The following is a 16,169-nucleotide window of genomic DNA, read 5'->3' on the forward strand; positions in this document are numbered from 1 at the left end:
CCCCTAGGATAAGGGCGTGCGCCTGGCGGTGCTCTTCTCGGGAGTGGCCCTGTACAGCGCCCTTTACGCCGTGGTCCCCCTCCTCCCCCTCCTGGAGCGCCTCTTTCAAGCCGCCCCGGGGGCGGCGGGGCCCGGGATGGGCCTGCCCCTTTTCCTCCTGGTCCTCCTCTCCCCCCTGGTGCCCAGGCTTCCCCTTCCCGCAGGGGCCCTCCTGGGCGGGGGGCTTCTTTTGGTGGGGTTAGGGGGACTTCTGGGGGCCGTAAGCCCAAGCCTTCTCCTTTGGACCCTCTTCCGCCTCCTCCAGGGGGTGGGGGCGGCCCTAGTCCCTACCCTGGCCATCGCCCTCATCCCCCTCCTTTTCCCCCAAAGGGCCCTGGAGATGGCCGGAGTCTACATGGCGGGCAACGTCCTGGGCGGGGGGCTGGGCCGGGTACTGGCGGGGCTTTTGGCCGAGGCCCTGGGGGTGCGGGAGGCGCTTTTCCTCCTCTCCCTGCCCGCCTTGGGCCTGGGGCTTCTCCTCCTCAAAGCACCGGGCGGGCTACCCTCCCTGGGGACACCCCGGTACGAGCTTTGGGCCTGGCGCCTCTACCTGGTGGGAAGCCTTCTCCTCTTCCTCAACCTCTTCCTGGCCAACCTCCTTCCCTACCGCCTCCTGGAGATGGGCTTCCGCCCGGGGGAGGTGGGGCTCGTCTACCTGGCCTACCTCTTCGGCATCCCGGGAAGCGCCCTCTCGGGGGTACTGGCGAGGCGGTTTGGGGCGGTGGCCACCTTCCGTTCGGCCTTCCTCGGGGTGCTTTTGGGGATGGGCCTCCTCCTCCTGGAACCCCCCTATCTGGTCCTGGGGTTTGTGCTCTTTATGGCCGCCCTCTTCACCGCCCAGAGCCTGGCCTCGGGGGCCGCCGGGCGGCAGGGGGCGGGGGTGAGCGGCGCCTACGTGGCCAGCTTCTACCTGGGGGGGACCCTGGCCGGCCTCCTCTACCCCTTTTTCCTCCACAGCTTCCCCCTGGCCGTAGGGGTGGGGATGGGCCTGGCCCTCCTCGCCCTGCTCCTCGCCCCCCTTCGGTAGCATGGGCCCATGGAGGTCCACGCCGCCGACCAGTACCTGGTGGCCCCGGGGGAAGCGGGCCTCCTGGAGGTCTACCAGGTCCTCCGGGGCAGGGGGCTTTACCCCCCCTTCCCGCCGGTGGAGCTCCCGGGGGGGGTGGGAGGGCTTTTGGCCCGGGGCGGTTTCGCCCAAACCTTCTTCTTCCCCGCGGAGGTCCTGGGCCTCACCTTCCGTACCCCCAAGGGCCGGGTGGTGCGGGCGGGGGGGGTGGTGGTGAAGAACGTCCAGGGCTACGACCTGGTGCGCCCGTTCGTGGGAAGCTTCGGGCTTTTGGGGGAGGCTTTGGAGGTGGTCTTCCGCCTGCGGCCGGGGCGGGCCTTTAGCTTCCTCCGCCGCCCCTGGGAGGGAGGCTTTCCCAGGCTTACCCCTTCCCCCCGCTTCCTCTTCGCCCTGCGGGAAGGGGAGGTGGCGTGGCTTTACGCCTTCCACTTCGGCCACGAAAGGGAAGTGGCCCGCTTCCGGGAGGCCTTCGGCGGGGAGGAGGTAGGGCCTTTGGACCTCCGTTCCCTTTTCCCTTCGGGGATGGGGGTGGGGGAGGGGCCCCTTTGGGACCTGCGCTTTTCTTGGAAGGACGGGGGGGAAAGGCCCCCCGTCCCAGAGGCCTTCCTCCGGTTGGCGGAAGCCCTCTAGTACCACCCCGTGCCGGCTTGGGCCAGCTTGGGGGCGCCCAAGGAGGGGACGGGCGGGATAAGGGTATTCTTTAGGGGATGGAGGCGCTGGAACGGGAAGCCCTAAAGGCCATCCAAGAAGCCCGGGACCTCGAGGCCCTCAAGGCCCTCCGCGCCCGCTACCTGGGCAGGAAGGGCCTCCTCACCCAGGAGATGAAGGCCCTGGCGGCCCTGCCCCCGGAGGAGCGGCGGGCCCGGGGGCAGGCCTTAAACGCCCTCAAGGAAACCCTGGAAAGGGCCCTGGAGGCCAGGGAGCGGGCCCTGGAGGAGGAGGCTCTGCGCCGGGCCCTGGAGGCGGAGCGCCTGGACGTTTCCCTACCCGGGGCGCGCCTTTTCTCCGGGGGCCTCCACCCCATCACCCTCATGGAGCGGGAGCTGGTGGGGATCTTCCGCTCTTTGGGCTACCAGGCGGTGGAGGGGCCGGAGGTGGAGAGCGAGTTCTTCAACTTCGACGCCCTGAACATCCCCGAGCACCACCCGGCCCGGGACATGTGGGACACCTTCTGGCTCAGCGGGGAGGGCTTTAGGCTGGAAGGCCCCCTGGGGGAGGAGGTGGAGGGGCGGCTTCTCCTCAGGACCCACACCTCCCCCATGCAGGTCCGGTACATGGTAGCCCACACTCCCCCTTTCCGCATCGTGGTCCCGGGGCGGGTCTTCCGCTTTGAGCAGACGGACGCCACCCACGAGGCCGTCTTCCACCAGCTGGAGGGCCTGGTGGTGGGGGAAGGGATCACCATGGCCCACCTCAAGGGGGCCATTTACGAGCTCGCCCAGGCCCTCTACGGCCCCCATTCCAAGGTGCGCTTCCAGCCCATCTACTTCCCCTTCGTGGAGCCCGGGGCCCAGTTCGCCATCTGGTGGCCCGAGGGAGGGAAGTGGCTGGAGCTGGGTGGGGCCGGGATGGTCCACCCCAAGGTCTTCCAGGCGGTGGACGCCTACCGGGAAAGGCTCGGCCTGCCCCCCGCCTACCAGGGGGTCACGGGCTTCGCCTTCGGGCTCGGGGTGGAGCGCCTCGCCATGCTCCGCTACGGCATCCCCGACATCCGCTACTTCTTCGGCGGCAGGCTTAAGGTGCTGGAGCAGTTCCGGGGGGTCCTATGAAGGTGCCCTTCTCCTGGCTCAAGCAGTACGTGCCCGAGCTGGAAAGCCCCGAGGTCCTGGAGGAGCGCCTGGCGGGCCTGGGGTTTGAGACGGACCGGATGGAGCGGGTCTTCCAGATCCCCGCAGGGGTAGTGTTCGCCCGGGTCCTGGAGGCCCACCCCATCCCCGGCACCCGGCTTAAGCGCCTGGTCCTGGACATGGGCCAGGCGGTGGAGGTGGTCTCGGGGGCGGAAAACGCCCGAGAAGGCGTGGGGGTGGCCCTGGCCCTCCCCGGGACGGAGCTTGAAGGCCTCAAGGTGGGGGAAAGGGTCATCCAAGGGGTGCGCTCCTTCGGCATGGCCCTTTCTCCCAGGGAGCTCGGGGTGGGGGAGTACGGCGGGGGGCTTCTGGAGTTCCCCGAGGACGCCCTTCCCCCCGGCACCCCCCTGGCGGAGGCCTGGCCGGAGGAGGTGGTGCTGGACCTCGAGGTCACCCCCAACCGCCCGGACGCCCTGGGCCTTTTGGGCCTCGCCCGGGACCTCCACGCCCTGGGCTACGCCCTGGTGGAGCCCGAGGCCGCCCTGAAGGCGGAGGCCCTTCCCCTCCCCTTCGCCCTCGAGGTGGAGGACCCGGAGGGCGCCCCCCACTTCACCCTGGGCTACGCCTTCGGCCTAAGGGTGGCCCCAAGCCCCCTCTGGATGCAACGGGCCCTCTTCGCCGCCGGGATGCGCCCCATCAGCAACGTGGTGGACATCACCAACTACGTGATGCTGGAAAGGGCCCAGCCCATGCACGCCTTTGACCTGCGCTTCATCGGGGAGGGGATCCTGGTGCGCCGGGCCAGGCCCGGGGAGCGGCTTAGGACCTTAGACGGGGTGGAAAGGGCCCTCTTTCCGGAGGACCTGGTGATCGCTGGCTGGCGGGGGGAGGAGAGCTTTCCCTTGGGCCTCGCCGGGGTCATGGGCGGGGCGGAAAGCGAGGTCAGGGAGGACACGGAGGCCATCGCCCTGGAGGTGGCCTGCTTTGACCCGGTCTCCATCCGCAAGACCGCCCGCCGCCACGGCCTGCGCACCGAGGCCAGCCACCGCTTCGAGCGGGGGGTGGACCCCCTGGGCCAGATCCCCGCCCAAAGGCGGGCCCTAAGCCTCCTCCAGGCCCTCGCGGGGGCCCGGGTGGCCGAGGCCCTCCTCGAGGCGGGAAGCCCCAAGCCCCCAAAGCCCATCCCCTTCCGCCCCGAGTACGCCAACCGCCTCCTGGGCACGGCCTACCCCGAGGCCGAGCAGATCGCCATCCTCGGGCGGCTCGGCTGCCGGGTGGAAGGCGAAGGCCCCGCCTACCGGGTCACCCCGCCTAGCCACCGCCTGGACCTAAGGCTGGAGGAGGACCTGGTGGAGGAGGTGGCCCGCATCCAGGGGTACGAGACCATTCCCCTGGCCCTCCCCGCCTTCTTCCCCGCCCCGGACAACCGGGGGGTGGAGGGGCCTTACCGCCGGGAGCAGGCCCTGAAGGAGCTCCTGGCGGGGCTCGGTTTCCAGGAGGTCTACACCTACAGCTTCGCCGACCCCGAGGAGGCCGCCCTCTTCCGCCTGCCCCCGTACCCCTTGCGCCTGCAAAACCCCCTGGCCCCCGAGAAGGCCGCCCTCAGGACCCACCTCTTCCCCGGCCTCCTCAAGGGGCTCAAGGGCAACCTGGCCCTGGACCGGCCAGGAAGGGCCCTCCTCTTCGAGATGGGCCGGGTCTACGGGGTGGAGGGGGACCGGGTGGCGGAGAGGACCCACCTGGCGGGCCTCCTCTTCGGGGAGGGGGTGGGGCTCCCCTGGGAGAAGAAGGCCCTGGGAGGGTTCTTCCTCCTCAAGGGCTACCTCGAGGCCTTCCTCGCCCGGCTGGGCCTGGCCCTCGAGGTGGAGGCCCACCCCTACCCCTTCCTCCACCCAGGGGCCTCGGGGAGGGTGCGGGTAGAAGGGGAGGAGCAGGGCTTCCTGGGGGAACTCCACCCGGAGATCGCCCGCGCCCTGGAACTTCCCCGGGTGTGGCTCTTTGAGCTCCGCCTGCCCCTGCCGGAGGCCCCCTTCCGCTTCCAGGACCCTTCCCGCTACCCCCCGGCCTTCCGCGACCTGGCGGTGGTGGTCCGCGAGGCCACCCCCTACGGGGAGGTGAAAGGGGTCCTCCGGGAGGCCGCAGGCCCCCATCTGGAGAGCCTGGAGCTCTTTGATCTGTACCAGGGCCCGCCCCTCAAGGAGGGGGAGAAAAGCCTCGCCTTCCACCTCCGCTTCCGCCACCCCGAGCGCACCCTCACCGACGAGGAAGTGGAGGGGATCCTTGAGCGGGTGGTGGCGGCCTTGAGGGCGCGGGGCTTCGGCCTTAGGGAGTAGACTCTAGGCATGCTCACCTGGGTGGACCTCCTGGCCCTTTGGAGCCTGGCCTTGGGGATGGCCCTGGGCTACCGGGCCGGGCTGCCCTTGGCCTTCGCCGGGCTTGGGGGGGTCCTGTACCTCCTCCTCGCCCAGCTGGGGCTTTCCGGGGTGGGGTGGGGCCTGGGGCTTGGGCTTCTTGCGGGCCTTCTGGCCAAAAGCCTTCCCTTGCCCCCCCTTTCCCGGGGCCTCGAGGGCCTCCTCGGCTTGCTCGGGGGTACCCTCCTGGGGCTTTTCCTGGCCCTGGCCCTCTGGACGGGCTTCCCCTGGGAGGCGGTGGGGGGTAGCCTGCGCTACCCCTCGGTAAACCTCCCCACCCCCATCTACCAGGGGGTGGGCCAAAGCCCCTTCGCCCGGGAGGCCTTCCGCCTGGCCTGGAAGACCCCTTGGTTAAGGAAGGCCCTGGCCCTAGAGGGCCAACACCCGCGATAGGGCGAGGAGGCCGCGGTGGATGTCCTTCCTGCGCTCCACCGCCTCCTTGAGGGGGGTGAGCTCCACCTCCCCCGCCACCTCCCCCACCATGACCCCGCTGGTCCCCCCCACCAAGGCCTCCACCGCCGCCGCCCCCAGGCGGCTCGCCAGGATGCGGTCCTTGGCCGTGGGGCTTCCCCCCCGCTGGATGTGCCCTAAGACGGTGACCCGGGCCTCCACCCGGACGTGCTCCTGGATGGCGGCAAGAAGCCCCGCCGCCCCCCCAGGGTAGGCCCCTTCCGCCACCACCACGATGGAGCTGGTCTTGCCCCGCCTTTGCGACTCCAAAAGCCCCTCGGCGATGGCCTTGGGGTCCACGGGGGCCTCGGGCACGGCGATGACCTCCGCCCCGCCCGCAAGGCCCACGTCCAGGGCGATGAAGCCGGCGTGGCGGCCCATGACCTCTATGAAGAAGACCCGCTCGTGGCTCGCCGCCGTGTCCCGGATGCGGTCGATGGCCTCCAAGGCGGTGTTCACCGCCGTGTCAAAGCCGATGGTGTAGTCGGTGCCGAAGAGGTCGTTGTCGATGGTGCCGGGAACCCCCACCACCGGCATGCGAAACTCCTCTATGAGGCGTATGGCCCCGCGGAAGGTACCGTCGCCCCCGATGGCCACCAGCCCCTCAACGCCCGCCTCCTCCAGCTTGGCCACGGCCTTGGCCCGGCCCTCCTCCGTAAGGAACTCCTGGCTTCGGGCGGTGAGGAGGATGGTCCCCCCCCTCTGGAGGATGTTGGCCACGTCCCGCACCCCCAAAGGGAGCATCTCCCCTTGGATCATGCCCGCATAGCCCCGGCGGATGCCGATGACCTCCACCCCCAGGGCGTAGGCCTGGCGCACCACCGCCCGGATGGCGGCGTTCATGCCCGGGGCGTCCCCCCCGCTGGTAAAGACCCCGATTCGCTTCATGGCTCCTCCACGCTGAGGCGGTAGGCCTCGTTCCGAGGAATTCCGGCTTCCACCAGGGCCCGGAAGAGGGCCTTTCCGGAAAGCCCTTGGGCGCGAAGCCTCCTCATGAGCTCCTCCCCTTCCGGAGGAGGGGCCTCCTTGGGTCCCAGGACCAGAACGAACTCCCCTTTAGGCTCAAGAAAACGCTCCCGGGCCTCCCGCAGGCTTCCGCGAAAGACCTCCTCGTGGAGCTTGCTGATCTCCCGGGCCACGGCCACGGGGTGGTCCGGCCCGTAAACTTCTTGGAGGTCCTCCAGGGTCTTCCTCAGGCGGTGGGGGCTCTCATAGAGCACGGCTGTCCTCCCTTCCCGGGCCAGGGCCAGGATCCGCTCCTTTCGCTCCTTCCCCCCTTTGGGCAGGAAGCCCTCAAAGGTAAAGCGGTGGGTGGGCAGGCCCGAGGCCACCAGGGCGGGGATGAGGGCGGTAGGTCCAGGAAGCGCTTCCACGTGCCAGCCCCATTCTAAGGCCTGGCGCACCAGCTCGGCCCCGGGGTCGGAGATCCCCGGGGTACCGGCGTCCGTGGCGTAGGCCACGTAGGCGTAAGGGGCGAGGAGCTCCCGGGCCCGGCCCACCGTGTGCTGGTCCAGGCGCAGGGTGGGGGTAGGGATGCCGTAGTGCCGGAGGAGGAGGCCCGTACGCCGGGTGTCCTCGCAGGCCACCACCTCCGCCTCCCTCAAGACCCGGAGGGCCCTTAAGGTGATGTCCTCCAGGTTGCCGATGGGGGTGGGCACCAGGACCAGGCGCACGCTAGAGGAGGGGCTTGAGCGTCCTCACGGCCTGGCGAAAGGGCAACTCGTAAAGGGAGCCGGAAGGCAGGGTGAACTCCAAAAGGTCCGGGGCCCCGGGGAAGAGGAGGCGCCTGAGGACCACGGGGCCGCGGTCGCTTTCCAGGTGCACGGTGAGGTAGTCGGGCTCCAGGTTGGGCTCGTCCTCGGCCTCCTTGGGGGGTTCCTCCCCCACGCCTTCCTCCAGGCGCCTCAGGGCCTCCAGAAGGCCCGCCCTGGGCAGGCGCACCTCCTCTTCCAGGGCGCCCTCGGAGAAGCGGAGCACCACCTCCTCCCCCTCGGGGAAGGCCTCGAGGCCCCAAAGGGGCTCCTCCCCCTCGGGCACCTCCACCACCTCCAAGGAGCCGTCGGAGAGGAGGCGGAGCACCGCCCCACAGGCCTCGCAGTCCAAAAGGTCCCCGGCCTCGTACCCCTCCAGGTCCAAGGCCTCTCCGCAGACCGGGCAAACCATAAACCACCCCCTGAGGGGATTCTACCCCCACCCTCGCCAAAGGGCCCTTAGCCCCCGTAGCGGGCCATGCAGGCCCGGACCTCCTCCAAGGCCGCTTCCCGGCCCCGCCAGCCCGTGACCTTCACCCACTTGCCCTTCTTGGCCTCCAGGGCCTTGTAGGTTTCAAAGAAGTGCTGGATCTCCTGCTTGACGCCCTCAGGGATCTGGTCGATGTCCCGGATGTGCTCCAGGCGCTGGTCCTCGTGCACCACCGCCAGGATCTTGGCGTCAGAGCCCTTCTCGTCCTCCATGAGGAGGAGGCCCACCACCCGCGCCTCCACCACCACGCCGGGAAGGAGGGGATAGGTGGAGAGCACCAGCCCGTCCAAGGGGTCCCCGTCCTCGGCCAAGGTGGAGGGGATGAAGCCGTAGTCCCCCGGATAGAACTGGGCTCCCGGCAGGACCCTGTCCAGCTTGATCGCCCCCAACTCGGGGTCGTACTCGTACTTGTTGCCCGAGCCGCGGGGCACCTCGATGACCATGTGGACCACCTCGGGAGCGCCCTTGCCCACGGGAAGGCTCTTCAGGTTCGCCATAGCCCCCCCATTATACGAGGGCCTCCGCCCGGTCCGTGACCAAGGCCTCCACCCCCCAGGCCGCCAGGGCCTGGGCCCGGGCCCTTTCGTTCACCGCCCAGGCCAGAACCCGGTAGCGGGCCCGAAGCCGGGCCACCTCCTCCGCCGTGAGGAGGGCCTCCCAGGGGTGCACCCAGGCCACCCCCAGGCAGGGGGCGAGCTCCAGGGCCTCGGGCTTCTCGTAAAGGAGGCCCAGGGGGCCTACCCCCAAGCCGCGGAGGCGCACCAGGGCTAGGGGATCGAAGGAGCTCACCCACACCCGCGGGGAAGGGTATCGGGCCAGGAGGCGGGCCAAGGCCTCCTCCCGGCCGTCGGTCTCGGGGGGGAGGCTCTTGAGCTCCACGTTGATCCAGGCCTGGGGAAAGGCTCTCAGGACGGCCTCCAGGGTGGGCACGTAGGCGGGAAGCTCCCTTAGGGTCAGGGAAGCCAGGGGAACGCCCTCCAGGACGAAATCGTGGTGGACCACCAGCGCGCCGTCCCGGGTGAGGTGGACGTCCAGCTCAAACCCGTCCAGGCCGGCCTCGAGGGCCTTGGCGAAGGCCTCCAGGGTGTTCTCCCGCACCCCCTGGGCGAGTCCGCGGTGGCCTAAGCGAAGGGGCACGGGGGCAGTATACAATGGGGCCATGGGCAAGTATGAAGAAACCTTTTCCCGCACGGGGGAACAGGCCCTGGCCCGTTTGGAAGGGCCGGGGGGGTTCTTGGCCGTGACGGAAGCCCATCTGGTCTACGTGGACGACCAGGGGGTCCAGCGGCTGGACCTCGCCCGCATCCGCCGGGTGGGCCGGGGGGAAGGGGGGACCCTCCTGGTCCAGGGGGAGGAAGCCTCCTTGTCCATCCCCCTGAAGGCCTTCCCCCTGGAGGAGCTGAAGGCTTTCCTGGAAGGCCTAAAGCCCCACGTGGCCCGGGCCCGCAAGGCCACCAGCGCCCCTAAGCCCGCCCCCCAGGCCTCGGTGTGGGAGGAGGAGGCCCCGCCCTCCCCTCCCCGCCGGGCCTCGGTGGAGCTGGCCCCCGAGCCGGAACCCCCTCCCCCACCCCCCCCTCCGGAACCCCAGAGGAGGCGGAACCCTTTGGCCCTGCCCCTCAAGGTCCTCGCCCTCCTCACCCTGGGCTACACTGCGGCCTTCGCCGCCCTGAACCCCGGGGCCGACCCCTGGGCCCTGGTGGGGGTGGTCCTCGGAGGATTGGGCCTGGCCTTGACGGAGTGGTCCTTGGCTACCTCCTCCTCGTAGCCCTCCTGGCCCTCCTTGCCCTCTGGCCCAAGCTGGCCCCAAGCCCCGGGCCCATCAGGGTAGAGGCCTTCGCGGAGGCCTCCTTCACATCCCCTCTCCCAGAACCCCTAAGCCTCAACACCGCCACCCTGGAGGAGCTGGAGGCCCTCCCGGGGGTGGGGCCGGTCCTGGCCCGGCGCATCCTCGAGGGCCGCCCCTACGGGCGGGTGGAAGACCTCCTCCGGGTCCGGGGCATCGGCCCCGCCACCCTGGAACGCCTCCGCCCCTACGTGCGGCCATGAGGGAGACCCTTCGCGCCCCCGGGGTAGCCCTAGGTCTGGGCGGACTCCTGGGAGCCTTGGGGCTCCTAGAGCCCTGGGTCTTTTCCCTAGCCCCTCTCCTACTCCTCTGGTACCGCCTTCCCCTGGCCCTAGGGGCGGCCCTGGTCCTCCTCCGGGGCCTCCTTTTCCCCCTCCCGGAGCCCCCTTACGGGCTCCGGCTGGAGGGAAGCTTCGCCGTCCGGGAGGGCTTCACGGAATGGGAGGGGCACCCCCTGCGCGTGAAGGGGTTCCCCCCGCTACCCGACGGGGTGTACCGCCTCCAGGGCCACCTGGCCCCGCCCGAGCCCAAGCGCAACCCCGGGGGTTTTGACGAGAGGACCTGGCTTCTGTCCCGGGGGGTGCGGGGGGTGTTTCACGTGGAACGGGCGGCGCCCCTCGCCCCCCTGGCCGACCCCCGGGGTCCCTTTCGGGAGCGGCTGGGCCAGGGGCTTTCCCCGCCCTCCCGCGAGGTGCTGGAAGGCCTCCTCCTGGGGGATAAAAAGGGCCTCGAGGAAGCCTACGCCCTCTTCCAAAGGGCGGGCCTCGCCCACCTCTTGGCGGTTTCCGGCCTCCACGTGGGCTTCCTGGTGGGGGCGGTGGCCCTTCTCCCCTTGGGGCGGTGGCGCTACCTCCTGGCCCTCCTCCTCCTGCCCCTCTACCTCCTTCTGGCCGGGCCCAGCCCCTCCCTGGTACGGGCGAGCCTCATGGCAGGCCTTTCCCTCCTGGGCCTCTTCCTGGGCCTGGGGGGGGCGGGGGTGCTCCAGGGCCTGGGGCTGGCCCTCTTCCTCCAAGTCCTCCTACGCCCCGAGGCGGTCCTGTCCTTGGGCTTCCAGCTCTCCCACCTGGCGGTCCTGGGCCTGGCCCTCGTCCTGCCGGCCCTCAGGCTCCCCCCAGGGCCCAAGGGCTACCTCCTCGGGGGCCTGGCCGCAAGCCTCGCCGCCCAGGCGTTCCTGGTGCCCCTCCTCCTCCACCGCTTCGGCTTCCTGCCCCTTCTCACCCCCCTTACCAACCTCCTGGCCTTGCCCCTGGTGGCCCTATTGGTCCCCTTGGGTTTCCTCAAGCTCCTCCTAGGAGGCCTCCTCGCCCCCCTGGTGGAGCCCTTGGCCCAGGGCCTCCTGGCCCTGGCCGCCTGGGCTGCCCAGGGACCCCTCCTCCGCTTTGGGGAGATCTCTCCCCCTGGCTTCGCCCTCTACGCCCTGGGGCTTTGCCCTCTCCTCCTCTCCCTCCACCGCCGGCTTCCCTGGAAAAGGGGCCTCCTCCTCGCCTCTTTCCCCGTTCTGGCCAGCCTCCTCACCGCCTGGCCCAAACCCCTGGACCTCTTCCTCCTGGACGTGGGCCACGGGGACGCCCTCCTCGCCCGGATGGGCGGGGCGGAGGTCCTGGTGGACGGGGGCAGGCCGGAAAAGGGGGAGGAGGTGGTGCGGGCCCTAAGGGCCCTGGGGGTGGAGGCCTTGGAGGTCCTGGTGGCCACCCACCCCGACGCCGACCACTATGGGGGGCTTCTCCGGGTGGTGGAGGAAATCCCCGTGGGCCTCGCCCTCCTCTCCCCGGCCTTTCCCCGGGACCACCCCCTGGTAGAGGCCCTCCAGGCCCGGGGTGTGCCCTTCCGCTTCCCGGGGGCGGGCACGGCCCTCGCCATAGGCCGGGGGAGGCTTGGGGTGCTCTGGCCCCAAGCCCTAAGCGGGGACGACAACAAGGACGGCCTGGTCCTCCTCCTGGACTTCGGGAGGGCCCGGGCCCTTCTTCTCGCCGACGTGCCCGAGGAGGTGGAAAGGGCGCTACCGGTAGGCCCGGTACAGGTCCTCAAGGTGAGCCACCACGGGTCCCGGAGCGGCACCTCCGAGGCCCTGTTGCGAAGGACCCGGCCCCAGCTGGCCCTCATCGGGGTAGGACGAAACCCCTTCGGCCACCCTCACCCCGAGGTGCTGGAGCGCCTCCAGGCCCATGGTGTCCGGATCGCCCGCACCGACCGCATGGGGGCAGTGCGGGTCCTCTTCGGCTACGCCTGGTAGCCCAGGCGGCGCAGGAGGGCTTCCAGCTCCTCCAGGGAGCGGTAGTGAATGACCACCCGGCCCCGCTTCCCCCCCACTACCCGCACCGGCAAGCCCAGGTGCCGGGAAAGCTCCAGGGAAAGGGGTGCGTCCTCCCTGGGGCGCTTTTCCCGGCGCAGACGCTCCGGCAGGGCCTCTGCCTGGCGCACGGAAAGCCCCTTGGCCAGGATCTCCCCAAGGCCCCAAAGGCGGTCCTGGGGCTCCAACATGAGGAGGGCCCGGGCGTGCCCCGCCGTGATCTCACCCCGTTCCAGGGCCTGTAGAACCTCCTCGGGAAGCTGCAGGAGCCTCAGGGCGTTGGCCACGGTGGAGCGGGCCTTGCCCACCCGTTTGGCCACCTCCTCCTGGGTGAGCCCCATGGCCAAAAGGGCCTGGTACCCCCGGGCCTCCTCCACCGGGGAAAGGTCTTCCCGCTGGAGGTTTTCCACCAGGGCCAACTCCAAGGCCTCCTGATCGGTGAGGTCGCGGACCACGGCGGGAACCTCGGTCAGGCCCGCCATCTGGGCCGCCCGGAAGCGTCGCTCCCCGGCCACCAGCTCAAACCCCTCCCCCCTGGGCCGCACCAGGAGGGGCTGGAGGAGTCCTTTTTCCCGGATGGAGGCGGCGAGCTCCTCCAGGGAATCCTGGGCGAAGCGCCTCCTGGGCTGGTGGGGGTTGGGCCGGATGGCCGCGAGGGGCAGGCGCACCACGCTTCCGCTTCCCTTGGGGAGGAGGGCCTCGAGGCCCCTCCCTAGGCCGCTAGCCTTCTTGGACACGGGCCATCACCTCCTCGGCCAGGCGGCGGTAGGCGTGGGCCCCTGGGGAGGTGGGGGCGTGCTGGGCGATGGTCCGGCCAAAACTGGGCGCCTCGGCCAGACGCACGCTCCGCGGCACCACCGTCCAGAACACCTTTTCCCCGAAGTGGCCCCTGAGCTCCGCCTCCACCTGCTGGGAAAGCAGGGTGCGTCCGTCGTACATGGTGAGGAGGAGGCCCAGAAGCCGCAAGGCGGGGTTCAAGCGCCCCCGGACCTCCTCCAGGGTGGAAAGAACCCCCACCACCCCTTCCAGGGCGTAATACTCCGCCTGCACAGGCACCAGGACCCCCTGGGCCGCCCCCAGGGCGTTCAGGGTGAGGGGGGAAAGGCTCGGAGGAACGTCCAGAAGCGTGAAATCGTACCCATCGTCCTCCAGGGCCTTGGCCAGGGCCAAGGGGTCCTCCGCCAACTCCAACGTGGCCCCCACCAGGTCGGGGGTGGCGGGGAGAAGGTGAAAGGTGTCCACCGGCCGGACCAGCCTCTCCAGAGGCTCCCCCTGGAGCAGGTGGTACACGCCCTCCTTAGGGCGCAGACCCAAGCCGCTGGTGGCGTTCATCTGGGGGTCCAGGTCCACCAGGAGCACCCGCTTGCCCATCCGGCCCAGGTAAGCCGCCAGGTTGATGGCGGTGGTGGTCTTTCCCACCCCTCCCTTCTGGTTCACCAAGGCGATGCGGCGCACCTCGCCCTTAGCATAAGGGTTTTTTCTCGGGAACCCCCGGGCGGCGGGGGTAGGCCCCAGGGGTGGGGGCCACCTTGGCCAGCACCACCAAGGCCCTCTCCTCCTCCAAAAAGGGGAGGCGGAGGCGGTGAAGGCCCCCCAAAGCCCCTCCCAAGGGGGAAAGGACCCGGGGCAAGGGCGCCAACTCCTCCTCTACCCGGGGGCCCTTCTGGGCCACCAGGTACCCCCCCACCCGCAAAAAGGGAAGGCCCAGCTCGGCCAGCACGCACAGGGGGGCCACCGCCCGGACCACCACCCGGTGGTAGCCCTCCCGGTGCTCCGGCAGGTGGGCCAGGGCCTCGGCCCGGCCCCAAAGGGGGTAGGCCCCTTTCAGCCCCAAGGCCCGCACCGCCTCCTCCAGGAAAGCCACCTTCTTGCGAACCGCGTCCAGAAGGACCACCTCCAGCTCGGGCCGCACGATCTTCAGAGGAAGGCCGGGAAACCCCGCCCCCGTGCCCAGGTCCAGCAGCCGCAAGGACCCCTCCCAGAGGGGAAGCTGAAGAAGGGTCAGGGAGTCCAGGAAGTGCTTCACCACCACTTCCCGCTCGGTGCGGAGGGCGGTGAGGTTGACCTTCTGGTTGGTGGCCATGAGGAGCTGGTAAAGGAGGGAAAAGGCGGGAAGGTGGGGCCTCAGGTCCAGGCCCAGGGCCCGTCCTCCCTCCAAAAGAAGCCTCTCCCCTTCCTCCGTCAAGCCCATCCCGCCCCCTGTTTCCCGTGAAACACTACCCCCACCTCCTCAGGTGGACCAAGAGCGCGGTGAGATCGGAGTCCCGTAGCCCAGGGATCCGGGCGGCCTCGGCCAGGGTGCGGGGCCGGGCCCGGGAAAGCTTCTCCACCGCCTCCCGGGAAAGGCCGGGCACCCTCGGGTAGTCCAGGCCCTCGGGGATGCGGTGGGCCTCGAGGTCCCTCATCCTCTCCCGCAGGCGCTCCTGCCGTTCTATGTAGCCCGCGTACTTGGCCCGGATCTCCACCTGCTCCGCCTCCTCCGGGGAGAGGGGGGAAGGGGGCGGGAAGCGCTCCGCCAGGGCCCGGTAGGTGTTCTCCGGCCGCCTGAGCCACTGCAGGCCGGAGACCCCCTCCACCCGCAGGGCCTGAAGGCGCCCAAGCTCCTCCTCCACCCTCCGGTACTTGGCCCGCACCCTCTCCAGGTCCTCCTTGGGCCTCAGGCCCCAGGCCACCGCCAGGGGAACGAGGCGCTCATCGGCGTTGTCCGCCCGGCAGAGAAGCCTGAGCTCCACCCGGGAGGTCATCATCCGGTAGGGCTCGTCCGTCCCCCTTCCCACCAGGTCGTCCACCAGGACCCCGATGTAGCCGCTTTCCCGAGGGAGGTGGACCTCGGGAAGCCCCAGGGCGAACCGGGCGGCGTTGAGCCCGGCCAAAAGCCCCTGGGCCGCCGCCTCCTCGTAGCCCGAGGTGCCGTTCACCTGCCCGGCGCTGAAAAGGCCGGGGAGGAAGCGGGACTGGAGGCCCCGGGTGAGCTCCCTGGGGTCCAGGCTGTCGTATTCCACGGCGTAGGCGTAGCGCTGGATCACCGCCCGCTCAAACCCGGGGAGGCTCCGCACCATCTCCTCCTGGAGCTCAGGGGGCAGGCTGGAGGAAAACCCCTGGAGGTAGACCTCGCTGGTGGAAAGCCCGTCCGGCTCCACGAAGAGGAGGTGGCTCTCCTTGTCGGCGAAGCGCACCACCTTGTCCTCAATGGAGGGGCAGTACCGGGGCCCGATGCCCTGGATGTCCCCGGCGTAAAGGGGAGAAAGGTGGAGATTCTCCAGGATAAGCCGATGGGTGCGCGCCGTGGTGCGGGTCTGCCAGGTGGGGAGCCTGGCGGCGTGGGGCCCCGGGTTTCCCGTGAAACTCCCCGGGGGCACCTCGGGGGGAACCACCTCCAGCTCGGAAAACGCCACGCTGTCCGCCCGGATGCGGGGCGGGGTCCCCGTCTTGAAGCGCCTCAGGGTGTGGCCCACCGCCTTTAGGCTTTGGGAGAGGAAGCGGGCCGGGGGTTCCCCCTGGCGCCCGGCGGGGCGGCTCTTCCTTCCGTACCAGACCACCCCGGAAAGGAAGGTCCCCCCCGCCACCACCACCGCCTTGGCGGAAAGGGCCCGCCCGTCCACGGTGCGCACGCCAAGGAGCCTCCCCCTCTCCACCCAGAGGGCCGCCACCTCGCCCCGCAGCACCTCCACGGGCCTTTCCGCGAGGATCTCCTGGGCCTTAAGGGCGTAGAGGTCCCGGTCCACCTGGACCCTAAGGCTCTGCACCGCAGGCCCCTTGGAGCGGTTGAGGACCCGGGTGTGGATGGCGGTGGCGTCCGCCGCCCGGCCCATGAGCCCCCCCAGGGCCACCAGCTCGGCCACCAGCTGGCTCTTCCCCGGCCCTCCCACCGCGGGGTTGCAGGGCATCATGCCGATCCGGTCAGGGTTCACGGTCACCAAGGCCACCCGGACCCCCAGGGCGGCCGCCGCCCAGGCGGCCTCGAGGCCCGCGTGGCCCCCACCCACCACCACCACGTCGTACCCCATCCCGCCCTCCACTTTACCGGAGCCCCTGGCGTAGA

The 16,169-nt window shown here is 70.4% G+C and carries 17 protein-coding genes; 8 read left to right on the forward strand and 9 right to left on the reverse strand.

What is annotated here, in order from left to right; all coding sequences use genetic code 11:
• The first annotated feature begins 16 nt into the window (after nt 1-16).
• From ACY5J6_RS12185 to ACY5J6_RS12205, 5 genes are all read left to right on the forward strand, one after another.
• Nucleotides 17-1,066 (forward strand): MFS transporter, encoded by a 1,050-nt coding sequence (locus ACY5J6_RS12185; protein ID WP_462845393.1) that lies wholly within the window; start codon nt 17-19, stop codon nt 1,064-1,066.
• A 9-nt stretch (nt 1,067-1,075) separates the two neighbouring features.
• Entirely contained in the window at nt 1,076-1,735 is a 660-nt protein-coding gene (locus tag ACY5J6_RS12190) for a DUF5639 domain-containing protein (protein WP_462845394.1), read from the forward strand.
• 86 nt (nt 1,736-1,821) lie between these two features.
• The gene (gene pheS / locus ACY5J6_RS12195) at nt 1,822-2,874 is read left to right on the forward strand and encodes a phenylalanine--tRNA ligase subunit alpha (protein WP_462846537.1); all 1,053 of its coding nucleotides are present in this window, start codon (nt 1,822-1,824) and stop codon (nt 2,872-2,874) included.
• Nucleotides 2,871-5,225, forward strand: coding sequence for a phenylalanine--tRNA ligase subunit beta (gene pheT / locus ACY5J6_RS12200; protein ID WP_462845395.1), 2,355 nt, complete (start codon nt 2,871-2,873; stop codon nt 5,223-5,225). Before pheS ends, pheT begins: the two co-directional genes overlap by 4 nt.
• A gap of 9 nt (nt 5,226-5,234) precedes the next feature.
• Nucleotides 5,235-5,696, forward strand: coding sequence for a hypothetical protein (locus tag ACY5J6_RS12205; protein WP_462845396.1), 462 nt, complete (start codon nt 5,235-5,237; stop codon nt 5,694-5,696).
• On the opposite strand, the gene pfkA is transcribed toward ACY5J6_RS12205, so the two are convergent.
• The 5 genes from pfkA to ACY5J6_RS12230 are packed head-to-tail and all read right to left on the reverse strand — an operon-like array spanning nt 5,673 to nt 9,131.
• Complete coding sequence (gene pfkA, locus ACY5J6_RS12210) at nt 5,673-6,641, reverse strand: 6-phosphofructokinase (protein ID WP_462845397.1); 969 nt, start codon at nt 6,639-6,641, stop codon at nt 5,673-5,675. The two genes, ACY5J6_RS12205 and pfkA, sit on opposite strands and share 24 nt — an antisense overlap.
• Entirely contained in the window at nt 6,638-7,426 is a 789-nt protein-coding gene (rsmI, locus tag ACY5J6_RS12215; RefSeq protein ID WP_462845398.1) for a 16S rRNA (cytidine(1402)-2'-O)-methyltransferase, read from the reverse strand. Before rsmI ends, pfkA begins: the two co-directional genes overlap by 4 nt.
• Before the next feature lies 1 nt (nt 7,427).
• Nucleotides 7,428-7,916: a TFIIB-type zinc ribbon-containing protein gene (locus ACY5J6_RS12220; RefSeq protein ID WP_462845399.1), complete on the reverse strand. Its 489-nt coding sequence runs from the start codon at nt 7,914-7,916 to the stop codon at nt 7,428-7,430.
• 47 nt (nt 7,917-7,963) lie between these two features.
• Nucleotides 7,964-8,491, reverse strand: a complete 528-nt coding sequence (locus tag ACY5J6_RS12225) for an inorganic diphosphatase (protein ID WP_462845400.1) — start codon at nt 8,489-8,491, stop codon at nt 7,964-7,966.
• A gap of 10 nt (nt 8,492-8,501) precedes the next feature.
• Nucleotides 8,502-9,131, reverse strand: a complete 630-nt coding sequence (locus tag ACY5J6_RS12230) for a glycerophosphodiester phosphodiesterase (protein ID WP_462845401.1) — start codon at nt 9,129-9,131, stop codon at nt 8,502-8,504.
• 22 nt (nt 9,132-9,153) lie between these two features.
• On the opposite strand from ACY5J6_RS12230, the gene ACY5J6_RS12235 reads away from it, so the two are divergent.
• The 3 genes from ACY5J6_RS12235 to ACY5J6_RS12245 are packed head-to-tail and all read left to right on the forward strand — an operon-like array spanning nt 9,154 to nt 12,070.
• Nucleotides 9,154-9,759, forward strand: a complete 606-nt coding sequence (locus ACY5J6_RS12235; RefSeq protein WP_462845402.1) for a YcxB family protein — start codon at nt 9,154-9,156, stop codon at nt 9,757-9,759.
• Entirely contained in the window at nt 9,732-10,040 is a 309-nt protein-coding gene (locus ACY5J6_RS12240; RefSeq protein WP_462845403.1) for a ComEA family DNA-binding protein, read from the forward strand. Before ACY5J6_RS12235 ends, ACY5J6_RS12240 begins: the two co-directional genes overlap by 28 nt.
• Complete coding sequence (locus tag ACY5J6_RS12245) at nt 10,037-12,070, forward strand: DNA internalization-related competence protein ComEC/Rec2 (RefSeq protein WP_462845404.1); 2,034 nt, start codon at nt 10,037-10,039, stop codon at nt 12,068-12,070. Before ACY5J6_RS12240 ends, ACY5J6_RS12245 begins: the two co-directional genes overlap by 4 nt.
• Here the strand turns inward: ACY5J6_RS12245 and ACY5J6_RS12250 are convergent.
• The 4 genes from ACY5J6_RS12250 to mnmG are packed head-to-tail and all read right to left on the reverse strand — an operon-like array spanning nt 12,058 to nt 16,134.
• Nucleotides 12,058-12,864: a ParB/RepB/Spo0J family partition protein gene (locus ACY5J6_RS12250; RefSeq protein WP_462845405.1), complete on the reverse strand. Its 807-nt coding sequence runs from the start codon at nt 12,862-12,864 to the stop codon at nt 12,058-12,060. The two genes, ACY5J6_RS12245 and ACY5J6_RS12250, sit on opposite strands and share 13 nt — an antisense overlap.
• On the reverse strand, nt 12,848-13,582 hold the full coding sequence (locus tag ACY5J6_RS12255; protein ID WP_462845406.1) for a ParA family protein: 735 nt from the start codon (nt 13,580-13,582) through the stop codon (nt 12,848-12,850). The genes ACY5J6_RS12250 and ACY5J6_RS12255 overlap by 17 nt, the downstream gene beginning before the upstream one ends.
• A gap of 7 nt (nt 13,583-13,589) precedes the next feature.
• On the reverse strand, nt 13,590-14,318 hold the full coding sequence (rsmG, locus tag ACY5J6_RS12260) for a 16S rRNA (guanine(527)-N(7))-methyltransferase RsmG (protein ID WP_462845407.1): 729 nt from the start codon (nt 14,316-14,318) through the stop codon (nt 13,590-13,592).
• 25 nt (nt 14,319-14,343) lie between these two features.
• On the reverse strand, nt 14,344-16,134 hold the full coding sequence (mnmG, locus tag ACY5J6_RS12265) for a tRNA uridine-5-carboxymethylaminomethyl(34) synthesis enzyme MnmG (protein WP_462845408.1): 1,791 nt from the start codon (nt 16,132-16,134) through the stop codon (nt 14,344-14,346).
• Nucleotides 16,135-16,169 lie beyond the last annotated feature (35 nt).

This window comes from Thermus sp. H19.2, from assembly GCF_054979525.1.